Source organism: Paenibacillus polymyxa, assembly GCF_018614975.1.
Taxonomy (GTDB): Bacteria; Bacillota; Bacilli; order Paenibacillales; family Paenibacillaceae; genus Paenibacillus; species Paenibacillus polymyxa_E.
Genome location: NZ_JAGGNR010000010.1, coordinates 177,128 through 195,685, shown reverse-complemented (window position 1 = coordinate 195,685; position 18,558 = coordinate 177,128). Strand labels below are relative to the sequence as shown.

22 protein-coding genes are annotated in these 18,558 nt (G+C 48.5%); 2 read left to right on the top strand and 20 right to left on the bottom strand.

Annotated features, from left to right (window positions below; genetic code table 11):
• Nucleotides 1–2 precede the first annotated feature (2 nt).
• The 19 genes from J7E78_RS08235 to modA all read right to left on the bottom strand — a co-directional run bounded on the left by J7E78_RS08235 (nt 3) and on the right by modA (nt 14,376).
• Nucleotides 3–752: a glycosyltransferase gene (locus J7E78_RS08235; RefSeq protein WP_251034902.1), complete on the bottom strand. Its 750-nt coding sequence runs from the start codon at nt 750–752 to the stop codon at nt 3–5.
• Nucleotides 753–926: 174 nt separating this feature from the next.
• Nucleotides 927–1,643 (bottom strand): glycosyltransferase, encoded by a 717-nt coding sequence (locus J7E78_RS08230; protein WP_215075756.1) that lies wholly within the window; start codon nt 1,641–1,643, stop codon nt 927–929.
• Nucleotides 1,640–2,581: an NAD-dependent epimerase/dehydratase family protein gene (locus tag J7E78_RS08225; RefSeq protein WP_215075755.1), complete on the bottom strand. Its 942-nt coding sequence runs from the start codon at nt 2,579–2,581 to the stop codon at nt 1,640–1,642. The genes J7E78_RS08230 and J7E78_RS08225 overlap by 4 nt, the downstream gene beginning before the upstream one ends.
• A complete protein-coding gene (locus tag J7E78_RS08220) occupies nt 2,563–3,390 on the bottom strand; it encodes a dTDP-4-dehydrorhamnose reductase family protein (RefSeq protein ID WP_215075754.1) in 828 nt (275 codons plus the stop codon). The genes J7E78_RS08225 and J7E78_RS08220 overlap by 19 nt, the downstream gene beginning before the upstream one ends.
• Complete coding sequence (locus J7E78_RS08215; RefSeq protein WP_017692517.1) at nt 3,387–4,373, bottom strand: polysaccharide biosynthesis protein; 987 nt, start codon at nt 4,371–4,373, stop codon at nt 3,387–3,389. The genes J7E78_RS08220 and J7E78_RS08215 overlap by 4 nt, the downstream gene beginning before the upstream one ends.
• Complete coding sequence (gene wecB / locus J7E78_RS08210) at nt 4,366–5,457, bottom strand: non-hydrolyzing UDP-N-acetylglucosamine 2-epimerase (protein WP_215075833.1); 1,092 nt, start codon at nt 5,455–5,457, stop codon at nt 4,366–4,368. The genes J7E78_RS08215 and wecB overlap by 8 nt, the downstream gene beginning before the upstream one ends.
• Nucleotides 5,458–5,471: 14 nt before the next feature.
• On the bottom strand, nt 5,472–7,097 hold the full coding sequence (locus tag J7E78_RS08205; RefSeq protein ID WP_215075753.1) for a glycosyltransferase: 1,626 nt from the start codon (nt 7,095–7,097) through the stop codon (nt 5,472–5,474).
• 67 nt (nt 7,098–7,164) lie between these two features.
• Nucleotides 7,165–8,304, bottom strand: a complete 1,140-nt coding sequence (locus J7E78_RS08200) for a CgeB family protein (protein ID WP_215075752.1) — start codon at nt 8,302–8,304, stop codon at nt 7,165–7,167.
• Between the two features lie 60 nt (nt 8,305–8,364).
• Nucleotides 8,365–9,459, bottom strand: a complete 1,095-nt coding sequence (locus J7E78_RS08195; RefSeq protein WP_215075751.1) for a CgeB family protein — start codon at nt 9,457–9,459, stop codon at nt 8,365–8,367.
• Nucleotides 9,460–9,711: 252 nt separating this feature from the next.
• A complete protein-coding gene (locus J7E78_RS08190; protein WP_215075840.1) occupies nt 9,712–10,053 on the bottom strand; it encodes a FliH/SctL family protein in 342 nt (113 codons plus the stop codon).
• A gap of 1 nt (nt 10,054) precedes the next feature.
• Entirely contained in the window at nt 10,055–10,354 is a 300-nt protein-coding gene (locus J7E78_RS08185) for a hypothetical protein (RefSeq protein ID WP_076211204.1), read from the bottom strand.
• Nucleotides 10,351–10,692, bottom strand: a complete 342-nt coding sequence (locus tag J7E78_RS08180; RefSeq protein ID WP_215075750.1) for a restriction endonuclease subunit S — start codon at nt 10,690–10,692, stop codon at nt 10,351–10,353. The genes J7E78_RS08185 and J7E78_RS08180 overlap by 4 nt, the downstream gene beginning before the upstream one ends.
• A gap of 23 nt (nt 10,693–10,715) precedes the next feature.
• The gene (locus tag J7E78_RS08175; protein ID WP_017692509.1) at nt 10,716–11,003 is read right to left on the bottom strand and encodes a hypothetical protein; all 288 of its coding nucleotides are present in this window, start codon (nt 11,001–11,003) and stop codon (nt 10,716–10,718) included.
• Nucleotides 11,004–11,124: 121 nt separating this feature from the next.
• On the bottom strand, nt 11,125–11,268 hold the full coding sequence (locus J7E78_RS08170; protein ID WP_215075839.1) for a hypothetical protein: 144 nt from the start codon (nt 11,266–11,268) through the stop codon (nt 11,125–11,127).
• Between the two features lie 4 nt (nt 11,269–11,272).
• Entirely contained in the window at nt 11,273–11,722 is a 450-nt protein-coding gene (locus J7E78_RS08165) for an ABC transporter permease subunit (protein ID WP_311516958.1), read from the bottom strand.
• A 5-nt stretch (nt 11,723–11,727) separates the two neighbouring features.
• Nucleotides 11,728–11,886 carry a hypothetical protein gene (locus J7E78_RS29315; RefSeq protein WP_251034901.1) on the bottom strand — a complete coding sequence of 53 codons (159 nt, stop codon included), beginning with the start codon at nt 11,884–11,886 and terminating at the stop codon, nt 11,728–11,730.
• 338 nt (nt 11,887–12,224) lie between these two features.
• Nucleotides 12,225–12,557, bottom strand: coding sequence for a hypothetical protein (locus tag J7E78_RS08160; RefSeq protein ID WP_124117622.1), 333 nt, complete (start codon nt 12,555–12,557; stop codon nt 12,225–12,227).
• Nucleotides 12,558–12,820: 263 nt separating this feature from the next.
• Nucleotides 12,821–13,507: a molybdate ABC transporter permease subunit gene (gene modB, locus J7E78_RS08155; RefSeq protein ID WP_215075749.1), complete on the bottom strand. Its 687-nt coding sequence runs from the start codon at nt 13,505–13,507 to the stop codon at nt 12,821–12,823.
• Nucleotides 13,504–14,376, bottom strand: coding sequence for a molybdate ABC transporter substrate-binding protein (gene modA, locus J7E78_RS08150; protein WP_215075748.1), 873 nt, complete (start codon nt 14,374–14,376; stop codon nt 13,504–13,506). The genes modB and modA overlap by 4 nt, the downstream gene beginning before the upstream one ends.
• Nucleotides 14,377–14,613: 237 nt before the next feature.
• Between modA and J7E78_RS08145 the strand changes: the two genes are divergently transcribed.
• Entirely contained in the window at nt 14,614–15,657 is a 1,044-nt protein-coding gene (locus tag J7E78_RS08145; RefSeq protein ID WP_215075747.1) for a substrate-binding domain-containing protein, read from the top strand.
• Nucleotides 15,658–15,831: 174 nt separating this feature from the next.
• On the opposite strand, the gene J7E78_RS08140 is transcribed toward J7E78_RS08145, so the two are convergent.
• Nucleotides 15,832–16,491, bottom strand: a complete 660-nt coding sequence (locus tag J7E78_RS08140) for an ArdC family protein (RefSeq protein ID WP_215075746.1) — start codon at nt 16,489–16,491, stop codon at nt 15,832–15,834.
• 963 nt (nt 16,492–17,454) lie between these two features.
• Between J7E78_RS08140 and J7E78_RS08135 the strand changes: the two genes are divergently transcribed.
• Complete coding sequence (locus tag J7E78_RS08135) at nt 17,455–18,552, top strand: amidase domain-containing protein (protein ID WP_215075745.1); 1,098 nt, start codon at nt 17,455–17,457, stop codon at nt 18,550–18,552.
• Nucleotides 18,553–18,558: the final 6 nt, after the last annotated feature.

Below are 18,558 nucleotides of genomic sequence, written 5' to 3'. Positions count from 1 at the left end.
CATCAATTCCAGTACCCACCAACCTGAAGCAAGTTGAACAGAATAGGCCGATGCTTCGCGTGAACCCGTTCCATCTCGGCAACCAGCTCCCTGAAATGGCGTTTAGTCCCCATCGAGTCATGCAAACGGTAGCACATCAGAGGTTCATTGTAGTAGAACAGCTCATACATTGGAAACAGCCTCATCCACATCTCATAGTCATGGGTGTAGCGAAAATCGGTGTCGAACAAACCAAACCGCTCAAATGCATCCATCTCTAACATGACAGTACAGCCATTGATTGGACAACCTTCGAGCAATACCTGCAACATCTCCAGACGACTGCCGACTTCCGGCCGCATCGTATCCAACCATTCGCTTCTCTCATTCACATAATGGTATGCACCATGGCAGAACGAAGCCTTGACCTCACGCATAAATTTCAATTGTTTCTCCACCCGGTCCAGCAGCATCACATCATCTGAGCTGAGCCAGACAAAGTAATCCCCTGTTGCATGTTTGATGCCCTCATTTAATGCTGTCGCCGTTCCACCGTTTTCTTTGTGAATATAGCGGATGGAATCCATGAATGGTTGCAGCTTCTCCACGTGCTCGGTTGACCCATCATCTACCACGATGACTTCGATATGCGGATACGTCTGGTGAATGGCACTGTGAACAGCCTGCTCGATGTACGCGCAATTATAAAAAGGAATGACAATTGATACCTTCGGCTCCATTCGGTCCTCCCCTTCCCCCGTTTGTCTCTGCATAGCGATTGCTTTCCTCTATTATATGAAGATCCATTCGATCGGTATCGGACATCTGCGGTGCTGCGGAAGTATATTTGAATTATTAATCGACTTCCCCCATATCATCGGCAAAAATGCTGCGCAAAGAGGGCGTTAATCAGCCATCTTTTGGCTTTCATAACTACCCTCCCTACGCTACCCGCTAAGCGTCGCTATTCGCTGCAACAACGGTTCCCGATATCTGGACCATACCATGGATGCCTCTCTGCCGATGACATCGGCATGACGTACCGATCCCATTCCCCCATGCCAACGATAGGCAGTAAGCGGTTCATTCAGGTATGGGAACCGATGACCGTTCAGTACAATCCGCATCCAGAGATCCAGATCATGCGTGTAAGGAAGAAGTTCATCGAACAGCCCCACTCCGCTAAAGAGATCCTTGCGAATCATGACCGTGCAGCCATTCACCGGATTGCCGTTAACAAACCGCCCTAGTAAATCCATATCCGACATCTGTTCAGGCCCACCATGCATTCTGGTAACTGCCGAATGCTCGTTGATATAGTGAAAGTTTGTATGTGAGACGAGCACATTCTCACGCTGCATAAACTCCAGCTGATAACGAATTTTATCCGGGTACAGATAATCATCCGAACTGAGCCAGGCTACATAATCACCAGAGGCATGGCGGATGCCATGATTAAGTGCCGAAGCCGTCCCGCCATTGCTTTTGCCAAGCACATGAATATAAGGAAGATAGGGTTGAAGCAACTCTGCATGCCGGGTGGAACCATCATTCACAACAACGATCTCCACATCGGGATACGTCTGGTTCAGCGAACTCTGAATCGCCTGAGGCACATAGGGGCAGTTGTAGAATGGAATGACAATGGATACTCTCGGATTCAACTTGTCGTCCTCCCTTGCTGGACACGAACATCACTCAGGATATCCTGAAGCGAGGTGGCAAATGGAATCATCGGCTGCCAGCCAAGCTTGCGCAGCAGGGATAATTCCTCCTGTTTCCCCGAACCGTCCGGACCGGAAGATGCCCCATCCCAGCGAACAGGGACTTCAGCTTCTGTCATCGACAACAGCAGATCTGCAATTTCACCAAGACTGCGCTCCACTCCAGACACCACCGGGTATACTGTACCGCTGGACCCGTGTACCAGGAGGGTCGCATACGCTCTGACGGCATCCCGCACATCCAGAAAGTCACGGGTACTGTCCCGTCCGGACAGACGGAATGCCTCGGTTTTGCCCGTCTGCTCACAGGCAACAACATGGCGTGCAAGCAGTGAACAGATGCCTGTGGAAGGACCCGCACCAATCAGATTGCCTGACTCCGCCAGCATGACCTGTTGTCCGAAGAGCGACATCCACGACAAGGACACCATCTCTTCCAGAGCTTTACTAAGGCTGTATGGATGTGGAGGCTGGGGAATCCGGCCAGGTTCCAGCGTATATTTTAACCTCGATCCTACAATAACGGTTCGTGCTGTCGGGCAACTGCGAAGCGCATCCAGCAAATACAGCACAGCCATCACATTGGTCTCCAGGACCAGTAGCGGATCAGACCACGAATCAGGCACTGAGTTTTTGCCAGCGAGATGAAGCACATAGTCGGGCTGCACCTCGCCGATCAGATGACGCACTTGCTGTTTATCGTTCAGATCACAGACATGGACCTGAGTACCTTTACCAAATGAATACACATCCGGCCTCCGGACTACCGCCGCAACCACTGCACCAACTTCCCGAAAATAAGATACGGCATGTCGCCCGGTAAAACCGGAGGCGCCTGTAATCAGCACTTTCTTGCCTCTCAGCTCTGCTCCATCCATAATGCCAACTCCTTCAGCATTGTAGAATAATTCGGCAGGTCTGTCTTCACATCCTCGCGAGTGGACACCAGCGTACGGTCTTGCACTACACTGTCATCACGCACAATCGTCACATCCTGCTTATCCCAGGTCTGCTTGAACAATACAAGCAGGTCATGCTTGCTAACAGGTGCCGGATGAGCAAGGTGGATCAGACCACTAACCGATGAGGCCAGGTAATGGTCTACCCATTTGGCCAGCTCAAGTGTGGTCACACCGTTCCAGAATACGCGGGTATAACCCCCGACTTCACCTGTGCTGGACATAAACCATTGCATCAGACCAATGCCGCCCTGCCGAATCTCGGGTCCAATGATGGACGTACGGATCGTCAGATGACCTTCATCCTGAACTTCGCCAAGTGCTTTGGTGATGGCGTAAGCTGAAGTCCCATCCGTGACATCATCTTCCCGGTATGCTCCCCGCTCCCCGCTGAACACACAGTCTGTGCTGATATGAATCAGACGTGCACCAATCGTATCTGCAACCCGCCGCAGACGATGTGGCAGGAACCCGTTAATATGATAAGCCGTAATTTTGTCCTCATCTGCGAAGTTGTTCAACACACCTACAGCATTAATAATCACATCCGGGTGCACCGCTTCTACCAGTCGGTCAACCATGAAGCTGTCATTCACATCCAGGAGCAGACCATTCGGGTCCGTGACATCCCGAGTTGTGTAGAAGACGCTGTGCACACCTTGACGGCGGAAATAATCGACCAGAATATGGCCGGCCATTCCGTTCCCACCAAGTATCAGCAGTTTCATGACAAGAATCCTCCGCGTTTCAGAATTTCACGAATCTCCTCTTTGGTCATGAGTTGGTGTTCAGAACTGAAACTGTTAAAGGAGACCGGGGGACAATTGGTATAATGTTCACGCAGACCCGGTATACCCAGGGTAGGAAGAATAACCAGGTACTGCTCATCGTAGACAACGGTGGTCATGCTCTCGAATTCACTCATCAATATTTCATGGATTTTCTCCCCTGGACGAATGCCACGTTCCACAATGCTCACATTCTCCACACCGGAATCCTCAATAAGAACTTCCGCGAGATCAACGATTTTGCAGGTAGGCATCGTCATGACAAAGATCTCTCCGCCAACACTTTCCACCGAAGCTTTGAATAGCAAGGTAATTGCATCCTTCAGCGTAAGAAAGAATCGAGTCATACTCATATCCGTGATGGAGACCTGCCCTTTCTGGCGGATCTGATTCTTGAACAGATGTACCACACTGCCGTTTGTTCCCAGTACATTCCCGCCCCGTACCGTAACAAACTTGGTATCACTGTGTAACAAATTTGCATATACAATTAATTTCTCGCCGATCGCTTTTGTCATGCCATAAAAGTTGGACGGATTGGCAGCTTTGTCAGTCGAGATATAGATTACTTTTTCCACCTTGTTCTCAATAGCGGCCTCAATTACGTTCTGTGTACCAATCACATTGGTTTTGAGTGCTTCGTACGGTTGGTCTTCACACACCGGAACATGCTTGAGCGCAGCCAGATGAAATACATAGTCCACATGCTGGCAAGCCGCCGTCAAGGCGTCCTTGTCACGAATATCTCCAATCCGGAAATGAAGACGTGGGTCTTCAAATTCACGACTCATAGCCACTTGGCTGGACTCGTTCCGGGAATATACAATAATTTCTTTGGGCTGCTGGGGCAGTAGTTGAGCCACAAGTTCATAACCCCATGATCCCGTACCGCCAGTCACGAGTATACGCTTATTTTCAAACATGCATTTTCCCTCCAAGCAGAAATTTAACCACTTTACTGGATACATCTGTGGCTTTGTAACCTTGCGGGCAATCCCAGTCGCTAGACATCTTTGTCATGACTTTCACGCAATCAGCGATGCGCGCGGCATCCAGACCGGAGACCACATTGCTGCCGCAATCGACCGTTTCCGGCCGCTCGGTAGTTCGACGCATCGTTACGGTCGGTACACCCATAATGCAGCACTCCTCCTGCACGGTACCGCTATCCGTGAGTGCGCAGCGTGCATGACGTTCGAGCATCACAAAGTCGAAGAATCCAAACGGCTCGTGAAACTCCACCAGCGGATTCATCTCCAGCTGCAGATGCTCCGCAATCCGGATCGCTGTACGCGGATGAATGCTGCAGATCACACGCAACCCATGTTCTTCAGCGACCTGGTTCAGTCCTTTCATAATCTCCAGCAAATGAGGAGGGTGATCCACATTCTCGGCCCGATGGGCAGTAACCAAAAAATATTGCCCGGACTTCAGCTTGAGCTTCTTGAGTATTTTGCTGGAATTTACCTTTGCATCGTAATGCTGCATCACTTCATAGATGGGATTGCCCGTGAGCACGATCCGTCTGCTTGGCACCCCTTCGCTGACCAAATGTTTCTTGCTCTGTTCCGTGTAAGGCATATTAACGGTGGAGATGGCATCAATCACCTTCCGATTTTTCTCTTCAGGCACATCCAGGTCGAAGCAACGATTGCCTGCTTCCATATGAATAACAGGAACCCCCATGCGCTCAGCCAATACTGCACATAATGCGCTATTGGTATCGCCAAGCAGCAGCAATTTATCGGGCTTCTCCTGCAATATCAGATCTTCCATCTGCGTAAACATCGAGGACAGCTGTCGTCCCAGAGTGGCCGCTTCATCCTGAAGAACGTAATCCGGTGCGCGCAGGCCCATTTCCTTGAAAAAGAGACCGCTGAGACTTTCCGTGAAGTTCTGTCCCGTGTGCACCAGAATATGTTTGGACGCGTACTGGTCCAGCTTGGAGATGATCAGGCTGAGCCGTATGATCTCAGGTCTCGTACCCAGCACCGTCATGATCTTCATCGTAATCCCTGCCTTCATCTTGTATTGGAACCCCTGCGCCGTACTCGGCTACGTCCCGCCTTGGCAGATTTGCGTCTGCGACTAGCCGATTTCCCCATATGCGGACGCGGTCCCTTCGTTGTACGGGGTCTCCCCTTACGTCTGCCAGTTCCGGAAGTACGTTTCAGCCCCTCACGGTCTCGGCGAGAATGAGGTGCAAGTGGCTTGCGACGACGTTTCCGCGTTTTGCCCCTTTGTTGAATCAGCTTTGCAGCTGGGCGATTGCCTGAATCAACAGGAGCAACTTGACCCAATGCGATTGGAGGTAATGAGGAATGTGGCAACGCCTGTATGACGGTCAGCGGGAATAACAGTGCACGAACCGTAGCCGGCTCCAGAACCAGTACAGTGCGTAGTCCCCCCTCCCCATGGGTATACACAGGTCCATTCGGAGGTTGGATATAAGCAAACCATCCGGGAAAACGCAATAACCACTGTGTCACCATCGTATGCAGTTTCGTTCGGTAGGTTTCAACGCCGTAGAGCCTTTCCGCTTCTGTCCGATTGCGCCACCCCGTATTTGAGGCCAGCTCTGCATCATTCAGCAAGGTTGTTGCCAAGGTGATAAGCGCTTCGGTATCGCCCGGCGGGGCCAAAAATGCATCACTGCCTACGGATTCCATTAATTCCTTCAGTCCACCCTGAGCGAAAGCAATGACCGGTTTGGCAAAATAGAGACCCTCCAGTGCGGTCATGCCAAATCCTTCTTTGACCATGCTTGGGATGACCAGGAGATCCATCGCGGTATACGCCAGAGATACGTTCTCTTCAAATGTAGTGAAGGTAAACCGGCGTGAATATCCGGATTTTTTCACCCGGGATACACACTCGTCGTAATACTTTTTATCCGATGGTGCCCCGATGATCCAGAAGCGACAGCGCGAATGTGTTTCACAGATCCTCAAGGCCATATCCACAAAAGGTTTCAACCCTTTGGCATCATATATAAATGAAGAAATATAACCGATACAGGTCTGCGATGATTTGAAACCGAGCTCCTTGCGCTTACGTTCGCGCAGATGAACCCAGCGGTCCGGTGCTGGTAGCGCGGGTTCCCAGGTAGGGGAAATGATGGTTACTTTGTCACCCATGCCCGCTTGTTGGAATGGGGCCACCGCTGTCTCGGATATACCGATAATCCAATCTGCGTAACAACCAATCATCTGGATCGCCTCGGTTGTATGTTCATTCGAGTGAATGATCTCGGTTATCTTCCAGATGACCGGAATCTGAAGGGACTTTGCGGCTATAGCCGGCATCACATTAACGCAGGTGTTCGTTAACACCATATCGGGAGCAGTCTCCCGTATTAGAGAGACCGCTTCCTGATACGCTGGTGTATGGCGAAGATGCTCCGCATCATCTGCAATGCCCAGGTAAGGTGTGTACACACCGTGAAGCATCGGCAGAGTGCATATTTTGACCTGAATGCCGAATCTTCGCGCAAGCCCCGCAAGCTTCCCCTCCTGAGGGGCTACGAGCACACATTCAAAGATCGTACCGATCTCTCTCATAAAATGAAGCAGCAGCTTCTCGGCACCTGTAATGCTGCGGGTGTTGCACACATGGGAAAACAACATCAACTTTGGTTTCGTTGCCATGGCCGCACGGACCCTGTACGTGAATATCCCGATACAGGGTACAGTGCACACCTCCTCCCGGCCGATATTAAGGGAATATAATGGTTAACATTTCATTAATTCTTTTGCCATACGTGTGATCTTTCAATGTGCGTTCGAGCCCTCGAAGTGCAATCTCACGGCGTTCCTTCTCATGAGTAAGATAATATTCCACCTTATCGAGCAATTCCTGCGGGGAGGAATACGTCTCGATTTCCACACCCGGTTTGTAGAAACGGGCAATATCATCCCGTGCATCAGTTAGCTGTAGTGTTGTGGAGGAAGCAATTTCAAACGTTCTCGGGTTCGGTGAGGCTGGCAAAATTTTGAGGTGATTATTATTGACGGAATCATCTTCGTGGGATCGATGCAGGTTGATGACAATTTTGGTGCCATTATACACATCATTGGTCTCCTGCGGACTCATCCAGCGGCCGAGTTCGATCTTCTCTCCATAGGCGGTATAGTCAGGCAGACGGTCCCACCAGATACCGTTAAATACCGTATTGTGTGACATCAGCTGCGCCATGATCGGGTTGAAGAAGTACACCCGGTTCCAATAGGCAGAGCCGATAAAGCTGACATCTCGTTTTAATGGGGAAGGGGTTGTAATCGGGAAGTAATGATTCGTGAAGGCTGCAAAAGGAAGGTAGTGAACCGATGCACAACCGCTTTGGCGGTACAGTTCCACACAGTTCAGTTCGAGCGTAAAGATATGGTCAAAATGTTTCACGATCCCCAGCGTCATATCTGTATAGTACGGGTCATCCGTGAGCCAGATCGCTGTCTGAATGCCCGCTTGGCGAATTGCATCGATATGCTCGACGGGAATATCCATTCCATCCAACACAAGCACAAGATCAGGACGCGTCTGCAGCGCAATTTCAGAAACTGGTTGACGCGGATCAGTGAGGGTTACCTGAGCCACCATACCCTGTAGCGTGGCCATGATAGCCTCATCCAACGGGGAGTAAGGGAAGCCTTTACCCGAGGATACATACAGCACGTGAAGCTGCCGGAAAGGCAACGGTTCCTGTGCACAATTCACAATATAGTTGGCGCGACCGCGCAGATATCCTTCTTCCTTACCAGCGTCATATCCGGCATGTTGCCCATTTTTGCGTGCTTGATCAGCCAGGCTCAGTACGCGTGCATGAACCTTTTTGGTTTTACGGTGCTTGAGAGACATACCGCCACTCCTTTATTTTTTGGGATAGGTTTTTTGTTGATGCTGCACTTCAGATGGGGATTACAAATGTTCCAGCAACTGATCGATGCGGCGAGTGAATGTATGCTGGTTCATCGTGGTGAGAAGTCCCCGCCACGCCATCGCCTGTCGTTCTTCTTCATGCTTCAGATAATAGTGGATCTTGCGCTGAAGTTCTGCTGCGTTGGTGAACGTCTCGATGTCATATCCCGGCTTATAATAACGGGGTAAATCTGCACGTGCATCCGTAATCTGCATTGTGCCACATGCGCTGATCTCATACGTGCGTGGATTAATCGAGTGACCTTCAAGATGATGTGTGTTGCGATTGTCTTCCCCATTCTCGCAAGTCCGGTGAATGTTAATGACAATCTTGGCGCCATTGTAATAATCTACTGTCTCTCCAGGAGCAATCCATCCTTCGTGGATGAAACGGCCTAGTACATCAAAGCGTGCCAACCGGTTCCACTGGCTACCCGCAATGAATACCTTTTTGTCCGCAAGAAAAGGGGCCAGCTCATCAAACAAGGCAATCCGGTTCCAGAATCCGGTACCGATAAAACAAATGTCGTGCTGATGCTGCGGTGCCGCGCGCCGCGGTTGAAACATGCCTGGATTCACTGCGAGTGGCATATAGATGACCTGGTTCGCTCCATGTCCCAGATAGAGGGGTACGGCGGCCTCTTCATGCGTGAACACGACATCATAGTGCTGGCAAAGGGACGTTGTATCTTCGGTGAAATACGGATCATCCACAAACCACACGGCAGTTCGAATACCGAGTGCACGTATGCCCTTCACCTGCTCCACATGATCTGCAGGAAATACATGCAAACCATTCATGACAAGCACGACATCGGGCCGATGTTGACTGGCTTCCTGCAACATCGCTGCTGGCGATCCAACAACGCATTCACGTACAGACTGCTGCAGAGCCAAGGTGACACCTTCATCGATGGCATCGAATCCTTGCGGAATATACAGTACTTTCATGTCCCGCAGGGTCGGTTGAAACTTCTGCACCCGCTCCATCATGGCCTGACAGCCGCCAAATCTGCGGCCTTCTGCGTATCCGCCGCGGTAAGCCGTTTCCGCTTCGGTCAGCGGACGGTGTCTTCGTTTTGCCACATTCTTCACCCTGTCTTCCTTCAGGAGATCTTACTTCCAGACTCTCCCCGTGATTGGTCTTCCCTCTAAAGGATATGCCTCGGGGTCAGATGCATCATGGACGGGTGTCCTGCAAGGCGCAAAATTGGCGCTTGCCCTCATCATCCGCCTGTACGGGCATGTCCGCTTTTGCGGCGATGCAAATAGCCCGGAGGGATCTGTCTCCCCGGGCTAACTGTTATACAGATATCATTCCATGCAGGAATAATCGTGTCTACTCGGTTACTGTGCTTTGTACGCCAGCTGATGTCCGTCCTCGAATCCCTTGGCGAAACCCGCGTTGAATCCCTCGTTGTACGCCTCGTTGTATCCTTGGCTGTACGCACCGTCCGGGTTCGGATCGGTAGGGGTAGCCGGGACGACTGGTTGTACGGACTTCGGACTCCGGTGCCGCCGTACCGCACGTTTCTTTTTTTTGAGCCACGCACTGCGTCCTTTAAGTGGGCGTTTGTGAAGAACACGTTTAGCTCTGAGCGCACGCAGCTTGCGAATTTTGCGCAGACGGGCTCCACGGGTTAACAAAGCTCTTTTGGTTCTCAGTCGTATTTTTTTCTTCTTTAACATGTCAACATTCCTCCTGTATGTCCCGAACGATACGAATTGCACACCCGGGGTCTTTGAGCCACGGTAAACCAGGCTCCCCATGCTGGATTCGGGCCAGCCTGATTCCCGTAACCATACGAGACATTTCTTCCTGATAACGACTCAGCAAACGAATGTTCTCGGCCAGACTGCGGGCGGATACTTCCGAATGAGCGGTTACACTGGCTACACTGTCCAGAATGCGTGCCAGCGCCTGCTGACTGTGTGCAATGGATTCAATGAGTGCCAGTTTGGCTTCCTGCTCACGCCGCATCAGACTCATTTTCCCATGTCTCCCAGATCCATGCCGCCAAACATGCCACCGTCCATACCGCCGCCATCATCGCTATCGTTCTGTACCATCACCGCTTTGAGATTGTTGCACAGTCCGGTCTCCATCCGGGTTAATCCTTCCAGCAATTCCACCAGCTGATCATGCATTTTGAGCGGCTCCCCTACCTGATCCCCATGCGTCAGAAAGGTATCCCCATTCAGATGATTCAGCGTCCAGTTCCGTACCTTCTCGGCCTCAATCGCTTTTGCCTCCAGGATCAGGGCAATATTCCACTGCATTTTGGCTGCTGCGTCCAGCATCAGAATGAGGCTCTGTTCTCTACTCATGTTCCTTCACCCGCCTTCCGGGCTTATTCTTCCTCTTGAACCGCGATCTCCCGCATGACTTGGGTCAGCGTTTCGGCTACAGCCTCTTCCAGATCTGCAAGGCCCCCCAAGTAAGAGATAATGCTTTTGTTGATTTGCCCAGAGCTATCCAGCAGACCGTCAACGCCATCCAACTCCGGTTCGATATCTGGCAAATGATTGATGATTTCAGACATGCGTACAGCGACTTGGCGTTTGGCATCCAGCACACGTGCGATCTGCTGGTGAGAGTGTGCAATATGTGTGATGATTTCATCGATTTTGCTCTGCATGGTCCTCCTCCTTACCGTCACGGCCTGCTTCACCCATAGAAAAACCCGGCCTATCAGCATTTGCCTGTTACAGCATATGCCGGGCCGGGATCGTCAGTTACTACAGCTTGCGCCTATATCGTCAGATGACATAACTCCAGTCGGAAGAATATCGACTGAGGAATTGTCCTTTGCTGTACACGGCAACCTGACGCTCAAGCAGAGCAGTGATTCGCTCGGCAATGATGGTCAGCCCCCAGTAGATAAACTGGAGATCAATCGACATATGCTCACCCCGCTATTCGTTTCAGTGCGTTTGGCTCAAATTGCCGGTTTGTGTACAACCCTCTTGCGTTCATGACGCTGGAGTCTGCGTTCTGCATAGGCGAGTCCAACGAGGTATCCTTCAATGAACCAATTAACGTATTGGCCATGTTCGGAAAAGCAACAATCAGTGCCTGCGGAACAACAATCCGCCGAAACGACTGGAATGTGGTCATACCCGCAGCATAGGCAGCTTCCGTCTGACCTTTATCCACACTACGCACCGCTCCGCGAAAGATCTCGGCAAAGGATGCCGCGTCACTAAGCGCATAGGTCACAATGACAAATAACAACGGGTCGGTTCTCGACAGGTCGATGCCAATGGGTTTGAGCAACTCGGGAAGTCCGTAATACACCAGGAACAATTTGATGAGGATCGGTGTGCCCCGCATGAATGAGACGTACAGGGTAGCCACTTGGCTTAGTACCGGAATCCGATACAGCCGGGGACGGCCAGAAGCACGCCGCCCACCAGTCCAAGCGCGATGGAACCACTCAGTACAATCAGTGTTATATGCAAATATCGTAGCCGTTCCGGGATGAAATCCAGAACCAATGACAGATCAAATGATTTTCCCATTACCGCTGCACACCTTTCTCAGACTACCTGCATCCAGCCAGTACCGCCAGCATTGTAATGAACAGCAGTGCTGTCCGGAATTTTTGAATCCCCCGTTTTTTAACCATTCCCAATCTCCTCCACAGGCTGTTATCACAGCAAATATGATGTGTGCTCCCATTACAAGTCATCTGAGGGCAATAACTAAACTAATAGGACATCCTGATAAGGTTATAGAACTTCTCTATAGTACAAGAAAAAGCCATCCCCCATATCGATCGGCGGATGGCTTCTTCTTGTATGACTCTCACTAATTATACCATTTTGGCGGTGCATCACTTGGTGTGTACACTACTCATCTATCTGCGACTCGCCCATTTAATTTTACGTGCAACTTCCACTCGCTGTAATTGTAAGAGACCGATCCGTTCCTCAAACTTCTTGCGTTCATCCATGGAATGAGCGGCATGAATCTGGTGGCACAGACCTGTCAGTTTGCTGTTGATGTAATCAAACCGTGTCCATAATTCCTCTTCAGGTGTGCGTTGCTGCTCCGTCGCCGTCTGGAATATTTTGAGTTGGCGGATAAGGGATTGCTGCCATTCCTGATCCTGAATTTGGATGGCAAAATGCAAAAGATCCAGATAGTCATCGATCTGCAACGAAACGCCGCAATCAGGTTTAGTGTTCATCGTCGTCTCTCCTTATTTCAGTACTTGGCTGGAATCAATTACTTCTATCTTACAGGAACAAGCCCACTGAAAGCGAGTACTGAATGATTAATTTTTTTTATTTTTTATGTTAAAAAAGCTTTACATTTCCATAAGATCCAAATGGGCAAATCTTTGATATGGGTACATATGAAATTGGTAATAAAAACCCGCGTTAAGGAAAAAAGTTCTTTCCTCAAAACGGGTTTTTCATCATTTTATATATAATATTAACACATATTAAATCAGTCATTTTTTCCATCTCGCTGCTGTCTGGTCATCAGTAACATGAGAAACGAGATGATAATAATGGAAACAGTCCACGCCCAAGCCATGGTCTGATTGCCCGAATCCACAGCGACATAGATTGCCGTGGGTACCGTTTGTGTTTTGCCCGGAATATTGCCTGCAATCATCAGTGTCGCACCAAATTCCCCGAGAGCACGGGCAAAGCCCAGGATGAAAGCGGTCATCAATGCTCTGCCTGCGAGCGGCAGGGAGATGTAACGAAAGACCTGCCACTCATTCGCCCCAATCGAACGACCCGCATCCTCCAGATCACGATCCACACCACTGAATCCCGATTTCATCGTCTGATACACGAGTGGAAAAGCAACCACCATCGAAGCAATCACCGCAGCCCACCAGGTGAAAATAACCGGTGCGGAGAATATGGCTTCGATCCATTGTCCAAACAGACTTTTACGCCCCAGTATGACAAGTAACAGAAATCCAACCACCGTCGGAGGAAGGACTAGCGGCAGCATAAATGCTGTTTCCAACAGAATCTTCCCCCGAAATGAAGAACGTGACATCTTCCAGGCTATCGCAATTCCGAGCACAGTCGCCACTATGCTGGATAACAGCGCAACCTGAAGTGACAAGCGCACCGGTGACCAGAATACGGACCAGTCTATGGCGTTCACATTCATTCCGGAATTGTGAATCCGTATTTCGCGAAGATATTGAGCACTTCAGGGGTTTGTAAATACTCATAGAATTGTTCGGCCTCTGTACGATGTTTGGTTCCTTCAATAATGCCTATTGGATAATTGGTTGGTGTGTAGCTGTTCTTGTCCACCTCAAACGCAATTTTCACCTGATCCGAAGTAAGAGCATCCGTTTTATATACAAATCCTGCATCTGCATTACCTGTCTCTACATATTGAAGAACCTGTCTAACGTCTTTCCCCTGCACAAGCTTGCTTTCCAGTTCATCCCACAGCTTGGCATTGGTCAGAGCTTCCTTGGCATAGGTTCCCGCAGGAACACTTTCCGGAATCCCAATGGCTACCGTCTTGATGGAGTCGCTGGTGAGATCCGTTTCACTGGTTACTGTGTGGGTCCCATCTGCTGGCACTATGGCCACCAGTGAATTCAGTAGCAAATTCTTCTGATCGCCCGATGCAATCAGGTTTTCATCCACTAGCGCATTCATATTTTTTGTTGCCGCCGATACAAAGACATCAGCCGGAGCACCCTGTTCTATCTGCTGTTGCAAGGCACCCGAGGCGCCAAAGTTAAAATTAAGTTCTATATAAGGATTAGCTAGCTCATAATTGGTTTCAATCTCTTTCATCGCATCGGTCAGACTGGCCGCCGCAGAGATTGTCAGGTCTACCGTTTCCTGCGGATCGGTATTTCCTGCTGATGAGCTTTCACCTGATGCCGCTGGCGTTGAGGTCATTTGTTCTGCACCTGTGGATGTATCCGTAGTACCCGTGCTTGCGCCGCAACCAGCCAATACAAGAGCCAGTCCCAGTGACATACTTCCCAATACATATCCGATTCTCTTTCTCATTCTTTTCTCCCCCAACGTTATCTTTGGTTATAACTAGTTATAATTAATTATATCTAATTATACACAAGACAAAAAAAATGGGAAGGTGATTAAGATCACATTTGATTTTTGTTATCTGTCCTATGCGTTTATTGCTTGTTCTCAGGTTTATGGCATCCCTCAATTAATGATATAGTACAAGAAACATTCATAACAAAACCATCATTGCTCTATACCTTTGAAGGAGGATCTTCACTTATGACGGAGGAGCAATCCTACACAACCGAAGAAATATCCAAGCTGCTCAAAATATCGAAACTGACGGTCTATGACCTGATCAAAAAGGGAGACCTTGTCGCATACCGTGTGGGTAAACAAATGCGAATTGATGCAACCGATCTGGAGGCATATAAACGTCGCTCCAAGCAACTTCAGTCCTCAGGGCAGCGTATCCCGACTCCTCATCAAACCTCGGCATCAGGGACTCAGCCAGGTCAGGGTGATTTTCAGGGAACTTCCTTACAATCGACTACACCCGTTGGGTCTGCGCATGCGATTACTCCAGCGAGTTCTGCTCATGCAATGACTGCTGTACCACGGCATCTGGTCATAACAGGTCAGGATGTCAGTCTGGATATTCTAATGCGCCATATGGAAAAACAAACTCGGGACATTCGTCCGCTACGCTCGTTCATGGGTAGTCTGGATGGGCTTATCTCGATGTACCGCGGTGAGTCCGATCTGGTCAGCACCCATCTGCTCGACGGAGATACCGGTGAGTATAATCTTCCGTATATTCGCAAAATTCTGACAGGACGGTCCTATGTTGTGGTGAACCTGCTATCACGTCCTGCCGGACTGTATGTACAGCGTGGCAACCCGCAGAACTTGCAGAATTGGACCGATCTGAACAAGTCTGAACTTCGACTCGCTAACCGGGAGAAAGGTTCTGGCGCGAGAGTATTGCTGGATGAGCAACTTCGGCTACATGGAATTCCATCCACAGGTCTGAACGGATATGAAATGGAAGAAACCAGTCACATGGGCGTGGCTGCCAAAGTCAGTTCAGGTGAAGCTGATGTCGGAGTTGGTATTGAGAAAGCTGCACGACTTGTGGGTCAGGTTGATTTTATCCCGCTCATTCAGGAGCGCTATGATCTGGTCATGCTGAGGAAGCAAGGTAATGAAGCCTGGACAGAATCTGTACTGCGAATTCTCCAATCGCCGGAGTTCAGGCAGGAACTGCAATCATTCGAGGGATATGATGTATCCCGAACAGGTGAGATTTTGTACGAAGCATAGGTTTACGAAATACAGCCATGTCAATTCATGCTAAACGTATGTTGCACATCATGCATATAAGAAAAGCTTCTGATTGAAGCACTATCGATGATGAACCATTTGTGGTTTAAAGGTTGCTTTTCTTGCGATTATTGAATCCTTAAGCTCTGCTGAAAACGTATAAATTCTATAATCTTACAAAACGCCTTGCAATGGCTGCAAGGCATTTTTGGTATTTATTTCTATATATAACTCATTATTGTTATCCCGGCGATGCAGGGTAGCATGAACGATTTCATGAATAAGCGTTTTACATTTCTTGTGAACGCCAATGCCGCGTTTTATGGCGATGTAGTCTTCTACCGTGTGATAATAACCCTCGCTTCCATCCTTGATGGTCTTTTCTTTAACGGGAACCGGGCTGATGCTCAGAGCCAATTCGTAAAACTCACGTAACTTTTTCGTATCTCCTGCCAGTTCATCGTAGTTCAGGCGCGGCAGTTCCTCCCCTTCAGTGTCCGCGATATCGAATATGGATGCTTGGTGGAAAGAAAGTACTTCCTTTTCCTCGCCTGTTTCCTTGTCCTTTAGTTTGACCATATGTGGTGCGATAATCTTGATCGACTGTGCCCCTTTCACCACTTGCCGTCCTAGGTTCTTCCATAATCCGTAACTGGCCACTCGGTTAGCGGTCGGTCTTTGCATGCGAATCAACATGATATTCCGGAAAGAATAGTTATGGAATTTGGTCTGAAGGATCAGGATTTTTTCCAATCTTCCGATGAAATAATGTTTGCAACGCCCTTCAAAAAGTGCTTTTACCTTCGGTTCTTTTGTTGAAGTAGTTGTAGTCATGTGTCTAGTCTCCTTAGTGTTGGTTTATGTAAAGTCTTGGTGGAAGCAGAAATGAAGCATTACCACAAGATCTTTTGACAGCCGCATGTTAGATGGAACCCCGTAAGGGTATTTTTTTCCCTTTTGACGCCGAGCTTGGTAACAGGGGCATAGGCGGGTGGTCAAGGGATCAGCACAAAAAGTTTTTTCGACCCAGTCCTTCTTGAAAGAGAAAAAACTTTTTTGCCCCTTGAACGGCCGACTGTGAGACTTAGCTTCCAGTGGAGTGAGGGGCGTAGCCGGAGGCTCGGTCCGCCGGAAGGTTAGTCGAACTGCCACCTGTTAACATGCGGATGGCAAAAGGGGAAAAGAGTATCCAATATAAAAGAACCGGCCTATGTCGGTTCTCTCCATGCCTTATGTCCTTCTGATCCTGGTCTTCCTCTTTTCTCTTTCAAGAAGGTTTTACATTTCCTAATTCTTGGACTTTGGCTCCGTGGCGGATGTTAAGCGACAGCCAGGAACGTAGAGCGCCTTGAACCGGGTGTTCTTCCCGGTTTTAGGCGCACTGGTTATCGGGTGGAGTAAATCTGACAGCGGTGCGTAGTGGCTCTAAAGCGGCCGCTCTGGCCGCTTTAGAGCCACTAGCATGAGCCCCTCAATGCAACAAAAAAAGACCTTCTATGAAGAAGATCTTTATCTTGGTATCACACCTGTTTTTTGTTTTAAGAACTGCGCCGGTTCCGCCAGGCCAACTTCACCGACTGACGACCGGGTACCAAGAGCGCGATCACTATAGTACCCTATAATTTACATCAACTATAAATATTCGAAACAATCACTCCCCGAATTCTTCAGACGTTGCTAAAAACCCATTATTTATGATCATTTTACAAATTATTGATTTAATTAGTAACCTTTTTCCTTTTATAGCGTTTATACTTGTGAGGGAAACCTCAAAAACGATATAGGAGTGTGATTTTATTGAATTTTAAGAAGACTTTTCTAGTTTTTGGTACACTTGCTCTAAGTTTTAGTTTAATGGGGAGTGCGTCTGCTGAAACTAATGCAGAGACGACAATGGATTTACATGTACAGCAAAATGAAATTCGGTATTACGAAACATTATCTGATTCACCTGAAGAAGAAAAGAAAAAAGGTCTACTTGAGCATAAAGAAGCTATCGAACTGGTAACTCAACATATGAAGAAGCATGATAGTTTAATAGAAGTAGATTTTGATAATGTTGATTACCAAAAGTATGTTATTTCTTTGGCATTTGCCTTTGATTTTAATGATGAAGACATGAAGAAAGTTGTCAATTTTGCTAAGTTTATGGACTGGTACGAGAATCACGAAAAAAATGAAAAGATAGCAGGTTATGAAAACAAGCTTAGCAAGAAAGCGATACTTTCAACGGAAGAAATAATTGATTTAGAAGAACTCCTCCCGATACCAAACATTGCACCATCTACAGTTGATGATGGGCTCACATCCACAACATCATCGACTGTAGATGAAAATGTGTCTACGTTTGCTGTTTCCGCAAATGGATATAACAACATTGCAGCTCGTGATTATGCTTACAAATGGTGGAATGGAAGAAACCCAGTATATTCGACCTACTACGCTGAATATAACAAGTGTAATCTCGCTGATGGTCAAAGTTGTTGGAGTAAATGGAACGATTGTGCAAACTTCGTGTCACAAGCAATATACACTGGAGGAATGAAATTTAAATATGGGGCTAGTTTTGCAAGCGATCAGTCCTGGCATTTTGGTTCCCTTATCCCATCGCATACATGGGGTGGAGCTCATAACTTCTATAAACATTGGAGTGCCCGAGCAGGGGTAGCTTCTACTGTATCTGCATTGCAAACTGGAGATGCAATAAGCTTAAATACTAACTCCGATTCTGACATTGAACATACAGTTATTATCACGAAAAACACAGGTGACAGTAGTAGCAATAAGTATATATCACAGCACACTTGGGATCATAAGGAAGAAAGAACAGTTGCCGATATGTTTAGCCAAGGGTATGGCGTGTATGGCTATGAAATAGATAAAGCCACTAATTAAATAAAA

Coding starts and splice junctions, on each gene's coding strand:
- J7E78_RS08235 (WP_251034902.1), bottom strand. CDS start 752: ATGCAGAGACAAACGGGGGAAGGGGAGGACCGAATGGAGCCGAAGGTA.
- J7E78_RS08225 (WP_215075755.1), bottom strand. CDS start 2,581: ATGGATGGAGCAGAGCTGAGAGGCAAGAAAGTGCTGATTACAGGCGCC.
- J7E78_RS08220 (WP_215075754.1), bottom strand. CDS start 3,390: ATGAAACTGCTGATACTTGGTGGGAACGGAATGGCCGGCCATATTCTG.
- J7E78_RS08215 (WP_017692517.1), bottom strand. CDS start 4,373: ATGTTTGAAAATAAGCGTATACTCGTGACTGGCGGTACGGGATCATGG.
- wecB (WP_215075833.1), bottom strand. CDS start 5,457: ATGAAGATCATGACGGTGCTGGGTACGAGACCTGAGATCATACGGCTC.
- J7E78_RS08205 (WP_215075753.1), bottom strand. CDS start 7,097: ATGGCAACGAAACCAAAGTTGATGTTGTTTTCCCATGTGTGCAACACC.
- J7E78_RS08200 (WP_215075752.1), bottom strand. CDS start 8,304: ATGTCTCTCAAGCACCGTAAAACCAAAAAGGTTCATGCACGCGTACTG.
- J7E78_RS08190 (WP_215075840.1), bottom strand. CDS start 10,053: ATGTTAAAGAAGAAAAAAATACGACTGAGAACCAAAAGAGCTTTGTTA.
- J7E78_RS08185 (WP_076211204.1), bottom strand. CDS start 10,354: ATGAGTCTGATGCGGCGTGAGCAGGAAGCCAAACTGGCACTCATTGAA.
- J7E78_RS08180 (WP_215075750.1), bottom strand. CDS start 10,692: ATGAGTAGAGAACAGAGCCTCATTCTGATGCTGGACGCAGCAGCCAAA.
- J7E78_RS08175 (WP_017692509.1), bottom strand. CDS start 11,003: ATGCAGAGCAAAATCGATGAAATCATCACACATATTGCACACTCTCAC.
- J7E78_RS08170 (WP_215075839.1), bottom strand. CDS start 11,268: ATGTCGATTGATCTCCAGTTTATCTACTGGGGGCTGACCATCATTGCC.
- J7E78_RS29315 (WP_251034901.1), bottom strand. CDS start 11,886: ATGGGAAAATCATTTGATCTGTCATTGGTTCTGGATTTCATCCCGGAA.
- J7E78_RS08160 (WP_124117622.1), bottom strand. CDS start 12,557: ATGAACACTAAACCTGATTGCGGCGTTTCGTTGCAGATCGATGACTAT.
- modB (WP_215075749.1), bottom strand. CDS start 13,507: ATGAATGTGAACGCCATAGACTGGTCCGTATTCTGGTCACCGGTGCGC.
- modA (WP_215075748.1), bottom strand. CDS start 14,376: ATGAGAAAGAGAATCGGATATGTATTGGGAAGTATGTCACTGGGACTG.
- J7E78_RS08145 (WP_215075747.1), top strand. CDS start 14,614: ATGACGGAGGAGCAATCCTACACAACCGAAGAAATATCCAAGCTGCTC.
- J7E78_RS08140 (WP_215075746.1), bottom strand. CDS start 16,491: ATGACTACAACTACTTCAACAAAAGAACCGAAGGTAAAAGCACTTTTT.